General features: G+C 72.0%; 10 protein-coding genes. 6 read left to right on the top strand and 4 right to left on the bottom strand.

All coding sequences use genetic code 11. The features are described from left to right. Positions 1-4: 4 nt before the first annotated feature. On the bottom strand, positions 5-475 hold the full coding sequence (locus ACFYW3_RS09130) for an Lrp/AsnC family transcriptional regulator (protein ID WP_267803306.1): 471 nt from the start codon (positions 473-475) through the stop codon (positions 5-7). Between the two features lie 133 nt (positions 476-608). Here ACFYW3_RS09130 and hppD point away from each other — a divergent pair, with 133 nt between their 5' ends. Beyond that, positions 609-1769, top strand: a complete 1161-nt coding sequence (gene hppD, locus ACFYW3_RS09125; RefSeq protein WP_053684538.1) for a 4-hydroxyphenylpyruvate dioxygenase — start codon at positions 609-611, stop codon at positions 1767-1769. Positions 1770-1919: 150 nt separating this feature from the next. Here hppD and ACFYW3_RS09120 read toward each other — a convergent pair whose 3' ends face one another. Then, on the bottom strand, positions 1920-3575 hold the full coding sequence (locus tag ACFYW3_RS09120; protein WP_389385931.1) for a tetratricopeptide repeat protein: 1656 nt from the start codon (positions 3573-3575) through the stop codon (positions 1920-1922). A 96-nt stretch (positions 3576-3671) separates the two neighbouring features. Here ACFYW3_RS09120 and ACFYW3_RS09115 point away from each other — a divergent pair, with 96 nt between their 5' ends. Further along, positions 3672-5054, top strand: a complete 1383-nt coding sequence (locus tag ACFYW3_RS09115) for an FAD-binding oxidoreductase (RefSeq protein WP_389385930.1) — start codon at positions 3672-3674, stop codon at positions 5052-5054. A 54-nt stretch (positions 5055-5108) separates the two neighbouring features. Here the strand turns inward: ACFYW3_RS09115 and ACFYW3_RS09110 are convergent, their stop codons facing one another. Next, positions 5109-5588: an SsgA family sporulation/cell division regulator gene (locus tag ACFYW3_RS09110; protein ID WP_351763719.1), complete on the bottom strand. Its 480-nt coding sequence runs from the start codon at positions 5586-5588 to the stop codon at positions 5109-5111. Positions 5589-5861: 273 nt separating this feature from the next. On the opposite strand from ACFYW3_RS09110, the gene ACFYW3_RS09105 reads away from it, so the two are divergent. Continuing rightward, positions 5862-7313 carry an RDD family protein gene (locus ACFYW3_RS09105; RefSeq protein ID WP_389385929.1) on the top strand — a complete coding sequence of 484 codons (1452 nt, stop codon included), beginning with the start codon at positions 5862-5864 and terminating at the stop codon, positions 7311-7313. Positions 7314-7444: 131 nt separating this feature from the next. Continuing rightward, positions 7445-8218, top strand: a complete 774-nt coding sequence (locus ACFYW3_RS09100) for an RDD family protein (protein ID WP_351763818.1) — start codon at positions 7445-7447, stop codon at positions 8216-8218. Positions 8219-8324: 106 nt separating this feature from the next. On the opposite strand, the gene ACFYW3_RS09095 is transcribed toward ACFYW3_RS09100, so the two are convergent. Next, entirely contained in the window at positions 8325-8618 is a 294-nt protein-coding gene (locus ACFYW3_RS09095; RefSeq protein ID WP_351758945.1) for a hypothetical protein, read from the bottom strand. A 460-nt stretch (positions 8619-9078) separates the two neighbouring features. On the opposite strand from ACFYW3_RS09095, the gene ACFYW3_RS09090 reads away from it, so the two are divergent. Together ACFYW3_RS09090 and ACFYW3_RS09085 are read left to right on the top strand one after the other, a co-directional pair. After that, a complete protein-coding gene (locus ACFYW3_RS09090) occupies positions 9079-11427 on the top strand; it encodes an immune inhibitor A domain-containing protein (protein WP_351759062.1) in 2349 nt (782 codons plus the stop codon). A 112-nt stretch (positions 11428-11539) separates the two neighbouring features. Continuing rightward, positions 11540-11842: a hypothetical protein gene (locus ACFYW3_RS09085; protein ID WP_053683118.1), complete on the top strand. Its 303-nt coding sequence runs from the start codon at positions 11540-11542 to the stop codon at positions 11840-11842. Positions 11843-11854 lie beyond the last annotated feature (12 nt).

Genomic DNA, 11854 nt, shown 5'->3' with positions numbered 1-11854 from the left:
GGGATCAGTCGTCGTCGGCCGCCTGCTCGACCAGCGGGATGATCCGCAAGGGCACGGGGTTCTCCATGACGATCGCCGTGGAGGCCCGCACGATCCCATCGAACGCGACGACCCGGTCGATCACCCGTTGAAGGTCCGCGTTGGAGCGGGCCACCAGCCGGCACAGCATGTCTCCGTGACCGGTGGTGGTGTGCAGCTCCAGCACCTCGGGCACCCCGGTCAAGTGGGCCCGTACGTCGGCCCCTTGGCCCTGTTTGATCTCCAGCGTGGCGAACGCGGTGACCGGGTATCCGAGGGCCGTCGGATCGACCTGCGGACCGAACCCGCGGATCACTCCATTCGACTGAAGCCGGTCGAGCCGCGCCTGCGCCGTGCCGCGCGCGACCCCCAGCCGGCGCGAGGCCTCCAGGACCCCGATCCGGGGTTCGCGGGCGAGCAGGACGATGAGACGCCCGTCGAGTTCGTCGATCCCCATGGTTGCCTCCAGGTCGGCCGGCGGGTGGTCATACTGCACAGATCTCTCAGCCATCCTCCGGCTGGATCGGGCAATCTGTACAGAGAAAATCGAAACTATTGCGCAGCTTGTGGATCGGCGGGACTCTGCGCTCATGACTGAGTCTCTGGCGAACCTCGAAACCGAAACCACCCCGGCCACCGCGCGTGAGGCCGACCCCTTCCCGGTGAAGGGCATGGACGCGATCGTCTTCGCCGTGGGCAACGCCAAGCAGGCCGCGCACTACTACTCCACCGCGTTCGGCATGAAGCTCGTGGCGTACTCCGGTCCGGAGAACGGCACCCGCGAAACGGCCTCCTACGTGCTCACCAACGGCGGCGCGCGCTTCGTGCTCACCTCGGTCATCAAGGCGAGCACCGACCACGGCCGCTTCCTCGCCGAGCACGTCGCCGACCACGGCGACGGCGTGATCGACCTCGCGATCGAGGTCCCGGACGCGCGCGCCGCGTACGCCTACGCCGTCGAGCACGGTGCCCGCGGCCTGGACGAGCCGTACGAGGTCAAGGACGAGCACGGCACCGTCGTCCTCGCCGCGATCGCCACCTACGGCCAGACCCGCCACACGCTGGTGGAGCGCAAGGACTACAGCGGCCCCTACCTGCCGGGCTACGTGGCCGCCCAGCCGCTCGTCGCCCCGCCGGCCAAGCGCACCTTCCAGGCCGTCGACCACTGCGTGGGCAACGTCGAGCTGGGCCGCATGAACGAGTGGGTGGCGTTCTACAACAAGGTCATGGGCTTCACGAACATGAAGGAGTTCGTGGGCGACGACATCGCGACCGAGTACTCGGCGCTGATGTCGAAGGTGGTCGCGGACGGCACCCTCAAGGTGAAGTTCCCGATCAACGAGCCCGCGATCGCGAAGAAGAAGTCGCAGATCGACGAGTACCTGGAGTTCTACGGCGGCGCGGGCGTCCAGCACATCGCGCTCGCCTCGAACGACATCGTGGCGACCGTCCGCACCATGCGCGCCGCGGGCGTCGCGTTCCTCGACACCCCGGACTCGTACTACGACACCCTCGGCGACTGGGCCGGCGAGACCCGGGTGCCCGTCGAGACCCTGCGCGAGCTGAAGATCCTGGTCGACCGCGACGAGGACGGCTACCTGCTCCAGATCTTCACCAAGCCGGTCCAGGACAAGCCGACCGTCTTCTTCGAGATCATCGAGCGGCACGGCTCCATGGGCTTCGGCAAGGGCAACTTCAAGGCCCTCTTCGAGGCGATCGAGCGCGAGCAGGAGAAGCGCGGCAACCTCTAGAACCGCCGATCCGGGGAACGCGAACCGCCGATCCGGGGAACGCGGACCCCCGACCCGGGGAACGCGGACCCCCGACCCGCGAGGGCGGGCCGGCGGTCCTCCGGGTTCGACCGATGCGCCGGCGGGGCCGTCGGGCCCCGCCGGCGTTCGTCAGTCCTGCGCCGGCCCCGGTTCCCGCTCCGGCTCCGCGTCGGGGGAGTCGGGTCGGGCGGCTTCCGGTGTCCGCTCCGGCCGCGCCTGCTCGGCCTTCGCCTGCGAGGTCTTCGGGGCGGGCTTCGCCTCCGGCTTCGCTTCGGGCTTCGGCTTCGCCGGCTGCGACTTCGGCTTCGCGGGCGCCGGCGCGGGCTTCGGCTTGTTCGGCTTCGGGAGTTCCGGCTCCACCCACGGGGTGCGCGGCTGGAGGTTCTCCGGCCCGCCCTGCGGCGGCTGGCCCACCCCCTCCAACGCCTCCTTCGCCAGCGGCGAGCGCACCGGCGAGAACCGCGGATTGGTCCGCATCGCCTCCTGGAGGTGCCGCCGCGCGGCCGCCTCGTCGCCCAGACCCCGCTCGATCACGGCCCGGTGGTAGGCGAACTCCGCGCTCCGCAGACCCGGTTCCGTCGCCTTCTTCGCGTACTCCAGGGCCGCGGTGTCATCGCCCGCCTTGTGCAGGGCCCACCCCAGCGCGTCGGCCACCTGCATGCTCTTGTTCGACGACCACTCCTGCGACAGCCGCCGCACCGCCGCCGACGGGTCGCCGTGGTCGGCCTCGTACAGGCCCAGCACCACCGACTCGTTCACCCCGTGCGTCCCGCCCCGCTTCGTCATCGTGCCCAGCGCGTCGTACAACACCCGCGCCTCGTCGGCCCGCCCCAGCGACTCCAACAGCTCGCCCAGCTCCAACGCCAACTGCGGCACCGGCGTGCGACCCAGCGCCAACCGGTAGTCCCGCACCGCCTCGCCGCCCCGACCCAGCGCCGCCAGCGCCCGCGCCCGACCGCCGAGCGCCTCCGCCCGCGCCGGGTCCGTCCGCAGCGCCGCCTCGTACTGGCCCATCGCCTCCGCCGCGTCGCCCCGCTCCCACAACAGCTCCCCGAGCCCGAACAGCACGTACGCCTTCTCCGCCGGGGTCTTCGCCGCACCCCCCGCGTGCTCCAACGCCACCACCGCGTCCTCGCGCCAGCCCCGGTCCCGGTACACCTGCGAGGCCCGAAGGTTCGAGGCCAGCCCCGAGTGGAGCTCCTCCAACCGCTCCAGCGCCTTCTGCGCGGCCTTGTAGTCGCCCAGACCCGTGTACGCGTCCACGAGCACCGGGTACGCCGTCCACCGCCGCGGCGCCTGGGCCCGCACCAGCTCGCCCCACTTCTTGCCGGTCCCGAAGTCCCGGCGCGCGTTGGCGAGCGCGCCCATGCCCGTCATGGCGTCGAAGTTGCCCTGCTCGGCGGGCCGCAGCTCCAGCGACCGCTTGAGGGCCTTCTCCGACCTCGGGTACCAGGCCGTGTCGGCCGTGCGCCGACCCTGCTCCAGGTACGCGGACCCCAGGACGGCCCAGGAGGCCACGTCGTCCGGGTGCTTGGTGACCTGCTTCTCCCGGTCCGCGACCAGCGCCGTCAGGTCCACCGCCGCCGCCGGGGTGCCCAGGCCGACCGCGGAGGCGGCCCGCTCGCTGGGCCCCGGGGGGCGGGCGTCGTCACCGGTCCGGGCCGGTCGGATCAGCAGGGCCCCGGCGATCAGGACCACGGCGACCGCGGCCGCCACGAGCGTCTTGCGGCCGGTGAAGGTCACGGGCGGCGCGGGCTGCCGCGCTTCCTCGTCGATACGGTCCATGTGCTCACTGTGCGTCAATATGAAGAGTTCACGGAGGTGTCCGAAGAGGGTCGCGGCCGTGTTCACACCGATGGCCCCGGGTGCCACGCTGACCCCATGGACGAAGACCTCTCCACCCGACTCCGTACCCGCCTCCTCGAAGGCCTTCCCCCGGAAGCGCTCCTCACCGACCCCGAGGTGACCGCCTCCTACAGCACGGACATGGCGAGCTTCTGCGCCGCCGGCACCCCGGCCGCCGTCGTCCTGCCCCGGACCGTGGAACAGGTGCGGCACGTCCTGCGCACCGCCACCGAACTACGGGTCCCCGTGGTTCCCCAGGGTGCCCGCACGGGCCTGTCCGGGGCCGCCAACGCCTCCGACGGCTGCATCGTGCTGTCCCTGGTCAAGATGGACCGGATCCTGGAGATCTCCACCGTCGACCGGATCGCCGTGGTCGAGCCGGGCGTGGTCAACGCCGTCCTGTCCCGCGCCGTCGCCGAGCACGGCCTGTACTACCCGCCCGACCCCTCCAGCTGGGAACAGTGCACCATCGGGGGCAACATCGGCACCGCCTCCGGCGGCCTGTGCTGCGTGAAGTACGGGGTCACCGCCGAGTACGTGCTCGGCCTCGACGTGGTGCTGGCCGACGGGCGACTCCTGCGCACGGGCCGGCGTACCGCCAAGGGCGTCGCCGGCTACGACCTCACCCGGCTCTTCGTCGGCTCCGAGGGCAGCCTCGGCGTCGTGGTCCAAGCCGTCCTCGCGCTGCGCCCCGCGCCGCCCCGGCAGCTCGCGCTCGCCGCCGAGTTCCCCTCGGCCGCCGCGGCGTGCGCGGCCGTCTGCGCCGTCATGGAGGCCGGGCTGACGCCCTCGCTGCTGGAACTCATGGACCGCACGACCGTCCGCGCCGTCAACGCCCTCGGGAGGATGGGCCTGCCCGAGACCACCGAGGCACTGCTGCTGGCCGCCTTCGACACCCCGCACGCCGTCGAGGACCTCGCCGCGGTGGGGGAGCTGTGCACCGCCGCCGGGGCCACGGCCGTCGTGCCCGCCGAGGACGAGGCGGAGTCGGAACTGCTCCTCCAGGCCCGCCGCATGTCGCTGACCGCCCTGGAGACCCTGCGCCCCGCCACGATGATCGACGACGTGTGCGTGCCCCGCTCCCGGCTCGCCGAGATGCTGGACGGCACGGCCGAGATCGCCAGGTCGCACGACCTGCTGATCGGGGTCTGCGCGCACGCGGGCGACGGCAACACCCACCCGGTGGTCTGCTTCGACCCCGCCGACGAGGACGAGGCACGGCGGGCCCGCGCTTCCTTCGACGCGATCATGGCACTCGGTCTGGAACTGGGCGGGACGATCACCGGCGAGCACGGGGTCGGTGTCCTGAAGAAGGAGTGGCTCGCCCGGGAGCTCGGGCCGGTGGGCCTGGAGGTCCAGCGCGGGATCAAACAGGCCTTCGACCCGCTGGGCCTCCTCAACCCCGGCAAGCTCTTCTGACCCGTCCGGCGATCGGTCCGGGCGGCGGACGGCCCGAAGGGGGCGGCCCGGGCGTCACAGGTCCCCGTCCGCGGACTCGTCCGAGGGCCACGGGTCGCGCAGCCACAGGTCGTCGGCGGGCGTGGGGGTGAGCAGCTCGGCCAGTGCCGCGTCCAGGCCGAGCCGCTCCGCCTCGCAGCCGGGCGGCACCTCGCGCAGGGTCCGCTCCAGCCAGGCGGAGACCGCGCCCGCCGGGGCCTCCAGCAGCGCGTCCCCGTCGGGGGAACTCAGCGCCATGCACAACACGGCCTTGTTGTCGATCTTCGTGGGCCAGATCCGGACGTCTCCGTGCCCGCACGGGCGGAACACCCCCTCGACGAGCAGCTCCCGCGCGAAGGTCCAGTTGACCGGGGTGTGCGAACCGGTGTGGAAGACGACGTGCACGGCGAACGGGTCGTCCGTCAGGTAGAGAAGCCTGGCGGGGACGGGGACGCTGCGCTCCGGGGACAGGACCAGCCTCAGTTCCAACTCGCGCTCGATGACGGGGTGGTGCATGGCGGCCTCACTTCGGTGCGGTTCGACGCCTTCGGCGTGCGGGGGCCGGGAGGGACCCCACACCCGCAGAGAGGTGTCGGGGGCCCGGATATGACGCGACTTCCGAGATCGTGCCGCAGATTGGCCGAAACCTGTCGGCTGACCGAAAACGTTCGGGTGGAGTGACGTTCGCTCGAAGGCTTGGATTCTCCCGTTACCGGACCTGTCGGGCCGGGGTTCTTGGCTATGGTCCTGCCCTGCACAAGCCTCAAGCCACGATCGGAGTTGGGGACATTGACGGCCTCCCCTGGTGACGGCGAGCACGCGGCCCGAGAGGGCTACTACCCGGATCCGTCCATCCCCGGGTTCGTCCGGTACTGGAACGGCTCCGCCTGGGTGCCCGGTACGAGCCGTCCCGCCCCCGCCCGTCCCGCCCCCGCGGACGAGACGGGCCCCGTGTTCCTGGACCAGACCTCCGTGACCGAGGCGCTGCCCGAACCGCCCCGCCCCCGGCCCCGCCCCGAGCCGGTGCCCGCACCGGCGTCGCAACCGGTGGTCGACGCGGCCGATGCGGCCGGGTGGCAGGCCGATCCCGCGCACCAGGCCGGCTTCGGAGGCCCGCGCGACGTCCGGGTGTCCTGGGGCAACCGCGAGGAGGGCCCGCCCGAGCACGGGCCCGGGACGGCGTCGGCCCGGCCGTCGGCCGTAGCCGCCGCCGAGCGGTTGCCCGCCCAGGCGTCGGCGGAGGGAGCGGGCATCCTGTCGGCCCGGTCACCGGCGGCGGCCCGGGTCGCGCCGGCCCCCGCGCCCGCTCCCGTACCCGCACCCGAGCCGCCGCCCGTACCCGCTCCCGCACCCGAGCCGCCGTCGGCACCCGCTCCGGCCGCCGTCCGGCCGGCCACCCCCGAGACCGCCTGGCCCGCCGCGCCCGGGGGCGGGGGCCCCGGTTCGGGGCTCACCTCGTCCTGGCCCGAGGCCACCGAGGCCGCGGCCCCCCGTCCGCCCGAGGCGGGCATCGCGGCGGCCCGGCGGTCCCCGGCGACCCCGAGGCCCCCCTCGGCCCCCGAAGCCCCCGTCAGAGGCGGCGGCGAGGTCACGCGGATCGCACCCCCGGCCGCCCGGGACGCGGCGCGCCCGGCAGCCGCCGTGACCCCGGCGCCCGCCCCGGCCCCGGTACCCGCCCCGGCGCCGGCACCCGCCCCCGCCCCGGTGGTCACCGAGGCCCCGGCCGCGCCCCGCGGCACGGACCGGGCGGTCTTCGAGCGGATGGCGCAACGAGCCGTGCGCCCCGCCGGGTTGGGGCGCCGGCTGCTGGCCCGCGCCCTGGACTCGCTGGTGTACGCCGGTGTCGCGGCGGGCGCCGCCGTGCCGTTCGTGCCCGCCGTCACCGCTCACGTCGAGGCCAAGGTGCAGGCGGCGCGGGAGACCGGCCGAGCCACCACCGTCTGGCTGCTCGACGGCACCGTGGGCGGGTACCTGGCCCTCGTCCTGGCCGCCGTCCTGCTCTTCGGGGTCTTCTACGAGGCCCTGCCCACCGCCCGCTGGGGCCGCACCCCGGGCAAGAAGCTGTGCGGGGTCCGGGTCCTGGCCGTCGCCACCCTCCGCCCGCCCACCGTCGGCGCGGCCCTGCGCCGCTGGGTGGTGTGCGCGCTCCTCGGACTCCCCGGCGGCCTGCGCTGCCTGGGCGACCGCCCCCGCCGGCAGGCCTGGCACGACAAGGCGGCGAAGACGTACGTGGCCCGCTGAGGGCCGTCCGCGAAGTCCCGCCCGGCCCGCGACGCCTGGCACGGCGCCCCGCCGGGCGCCCGCGCCCGGCCGGTACCCCGAACGGACGCCGTCCCGTTGCGGAGCCGCCGCGCCCGGGTTCGACTCGGGCCATGAGCACCGACCAGCCGCCGCCTGGCCCGCCGCCCGAGGACGACCCGTTCCTCAAGAAGCCGCAGGAACCGACGCCTCCGTCGAGCGGGTCACCGTACGGATCGCCGCCGCCCGCCGGTGGCGGGTACCCGCCACCCTCCGGCCCGGGCGGCCCCGGCGCCGGCGGGGGCCCGCCCCCGCAGCCCCCGTACGGAGGCGGCCCCGGCGGTGGTGGCTACCCGCCCCCGCCGCCGCCCCCGTACGGCGGCGGTCCCGGAGGCGGCGACCCGTACGGCATGCCGGACCCGCTCGCCGGGATGCCCCCGCTCGCCGACTTCGGCAAGCGGCTCGGCGCCCGCGTCATCGACCTGCTCATCGTCACGGTCCCGCTGTTCCTGATCCAACTGCCTTTCGGGAACCGCCGCTACATGGTCGACACGGACAAGGGCGAGGACGTCACCGAGGCCATCACCAAGTCCTACGGCGGCAGCGGTCTGATCTGGACGCTCATCTCGATCATCGCGTACGTCGGCTACGACTGGTGGTTCACCAAGAAGAACGGCCAGACCATCGGCAAGAAGGCGCTGGGCCTGCGCGTCGCGATGCTCAACGACGGCTCCGTGCCCGCCTCGAACGCGTCCCTGGCCCGCGCCGCGGTGCTCTGGATCCCGACGCTGGTCTGCTGCTTCTGCCTCTGGCCGATCGCTCTGATCATCTCGATGCTCGTCGACAAGCCGTACAAGCAGGCCCTGCACGACAAGGTGGCCAAGACCGTGGTGGTCCGCTCGGGCTGAGACGCCCGGGACCGCGAGGTCCCGTCCACGCACACCGCCGCGCGGGCGGTCGTCCCTCCGGGGAACGACCGCCCGCGCGGCCGTGCCGGGCCGAGGTGGGTCGTCCTCAGTGGTGGACGGGGTGTTCGGCAGCGGCCGCCCGGGGTTCAGGCACCCGGGCGGCCGCAGTCTCGTCCGCGGTGACCGCGGCGGCGTCCCCGGGCCGGCCGGCGGCGTGCCGGCCGCGGCGGCGGGGGATCGGCACGGTGAGGGCCACGAGCAGACCGAGGCCGAGGGCGGCCGCGGAGATGACCGCGACGCCGATGCCCGTGCTCGTCTGCGAGAGCAGCAGCATGGCGATCGTCGACACGACGACGGTGGCGGACCCGTAGGCGAGCTGTGCGGCAGTCGGACGCGGCATGGCGATTTCCGTCCTCAAGGGGGGAGGGGGAGTCGGCTCAACTCGGTCGCGCGTCAAGAGACTCTACGAGGGGGGATGCCCGAGGGGAACTGTCGGTAAGCGTCGCCTCACGCGGACGGGGTCCCGTACCGGTGCACGGGGGGCGCACGGGATCATTCCGCGTTCATCCTCGAGGACGGTCCAAGGGTGTGAAGCGTGCCCTTCGCCCCCCTATGGCAGGGGAACGTCCGAATAGCGGAACTCCCGGACCGCATAGTGCAGTTACAAGAAACAATCAAGGTCTGTCTTTTCTTTAGACTCTCCGGTCAAATATCGTCACTTGAGACGCGCGCCGCGCGGAACCCCCCGCTCCTATGGAGACGTTCCGACCTACGTTGCGGCCGCGGGAGGGGAACGACATCAAGTGACCAGCAACTCCGCCAGAAGGTTCGCCCTGCGTACCGTCGCCATCGCCGTGACGATGGGGGCCACCGCGGCCACCGGCGCCTTCTTCACCGCCGCCCAGGCCGTCGACCGTCGGGACGCCCCCGCGGTCGACCGTCAGGACCCGTCCGCTCCCGCCAAGGAGCAGGTCAAGCACGACCTCGAAGGACCGTTCAGCAAGCAGCAGGCGCAGGCGCGCGAGGCTGCCCTTGACCAGGTGCTGTCCGGCAAGAAGAGCGTCGAGCAGCGCGGCGCCTCCAAGGTCGTCAAGCTGGACGACAAGAAGTACGTCGAGCTCGGCCGCGAGAAGACCGACAAGATCTTCACGATCCTCGTCGAGTTCGGCGACCAGGTCGACAGCACGACCATGTTCGACCCGGACGGCCCGGGCGGCCCCAAGCCGCCCGCGCCCAAGTACGGCGGGACCCCCGGTCCGCTGCACAACCAGATCGCCCAGCCCGACCGCAAGCTGGACAACAGCACGGCCTGGCAGAAGGACTACAGCCAGAAGCACTTCCAGGACCTGTACTTCGGTACCGGTGCCGGCAAGAACTCGCTGAAGACCTACTACGAGAAGACCTCCTCGGGCCGTTACTCGGTCGACGGTCAGGTCGCCGACTGGGTCAAGATCCCGTACAACGAGGCCCGTTACGGCTCGAACTACTGCGGTCAGACCAACTGCGCCAACGTCTGGGACACCGTCAAGGACGGCGTGACCGCCTGGGCCGAGGCGCAGAAGAAGGCCGGCAAGACCGACGCGCAGATCAAGGCCCAGCTGGCGCAGTACGACCAGTGGGACCGCAACGACTTCGACGGCGACGGCAACTTCAACGAGCCCGACGGCTACATCGACCACTTCCAGATCGTCCACGCGGGCGAGGATGAGTCGGCCGGCGGCGGCGTGCAGGGCACCAACGCCCTGTGGGCGCACCGCTGGTACGCCTACGGCACGGACGCCGGCAAGACCGGTCCGGCGAACAACAAGGCCGGCGGTACCCAGATCGGCGACACCGGCATCTGGGTCGGCGACTACACGATGCAGCCCGAGAACGGCGGCCTCGGCGTCTTCGCGCACGAGTACGGCCACGACCTGGGCCTGCCGGACCTCTACGACACCTCCGGTGGCGGCGAGAACGGCGTCGGCTTCTGGTCCCTGATGTCGGCCGGCTCCTGGCTCGGCTCGGGCAAGGAGTCCATAGGCGACCTACCGGGCGACATGACGGCCTGGGACAAGCTCCAGCTGGGCTGGCTGAACTACGCCGAGGCGAAGGCCGCGACGAAGTCCACCCACAAGCTGGGCGTCTCCGCGTACAACACCAAGGACAAGCAGGCGCTGGTCGTCGAGCTGCCGAAGAAGAAGGTCAAGACCGAGATCGTCGCTCCCGCCGAGGGTTCCTCGCAGTGGTGGAGCAACATGGGTGACGACCTCAAGAACACCCTGACCCGCTCGGTCGACCTGACCGGCAAGACCTCCGCGGCCCTCTCCCTCAAGGGCTGGTGGGACATCGAGGCGGAGTACGACTTCCTGTACACCGAGGTGTCCACGGACGGCGGCGCCAACTGGACCGCCCTCGCCGGCACCGCCAACGGCACGGCCATCCCGGTCGACGCCGGCGGCAACCCCTCGCTGACCGGTGCCTCGGGCGCCTGGCAGAACCTGAACTTCCCGCTGGACGCCTACGCGGGCAAGAAGGTCGACGTCCGCTTCCGCTACCAGACGGACGGCGGCGCGGGCGGCAAGGGCTTCACGGCCGACGCCGTCAACATCACCGCGGACGGCGCCACGCTGTTCACCGACGGCGCCGAGAACGGCGACAACGGCTGGACCGGCAAGGGCTTCTCGCGGGTCGGCGCCGACTTCACCAAGGAGTACGCGCAGTACTACCTGGCGGAGAACCGTCGCTACGTGTCCTCGGACGCCACGCTGAAGGTCGGTCCGTACAACTTCGGTTCGGCCGCCCGTCCCAAGTGGGTCGAGCACTACCCGTACCAGGACGGCCTGCTCATCTGGCAGTGGGACACCTCGCAGAAGGACAACAACACCAGCCAGCACCCGGGCCAGGGTCTGATCCTTCCGATCGACGCCAACGCCAAGCCCATGAAGTGGACCGACGGCACGCTGCTGCGGAACAAGATCCAGCCGTACGACGCGACGTTCAGCGCCTACTCGACGGACGCGTTCACGCTGCACAAGGCGGACCAGGAGCTCTTCGTCAAGCCGAAGGCCGCCAACATGGTCTTCGACGACCACAAGGGCAAGTACTACTACGACGAGAACCCGACCGGTTCGGTGAAGGTCACTGACACCAACACCAAGATCAAGATTGCGAAGGAGACCTACGACGGTCTCCAGATGACGATCGAGGTCGGCCCCGCCGTCAAGTAATTCGGTAAAGCCGCAGGTCAAAGCATGATCGGCCGTCGCCCCCTAGCGGGCGGCGGCCGATCGCGTTTAGATGCGGGGGCCGAGTTTCTTATTGACGGGGGAGCTGAAGATCATGCCCGGTGGAGGTTTCGTCAGATTGCCAGGCGGCAGCGTGGTGGTCGCGCTCACGCTGCCGAGGCCGTCCGGTGAGGGCGGAAACGTCCGCGTGCTGGTGCACGCCGCGAACCGGGCCCGCGCCCTGACCAGGCTGCGGAACCTCGGTATGCGGGCCGTCTACCTGCGGGGCAACGACCAGGCCCCGACCCCGGACGAGGTGACCGCCGTCCTGCACCACCCCGACGGCCTGCTGTGGCGTTGCGCCCCCGACCGGGCGCAGGAACTCTGGCACCCGATACGCGCCCTCCTGGGCGGGTAGGCCGGGCCGCGA

The sequence above is a fragment of the Streptomyces sp. NPDC002602 genome (assembly GCF_042889445.1).
Lineage (GTDB): Bacteria > Actinomycetota > Actinomycetes > Streptomycetales > Streptomycetaceae > Streptomyces.
This window is presented reverse-complemented; position numbering and strand designations above follow the sequence as displayed.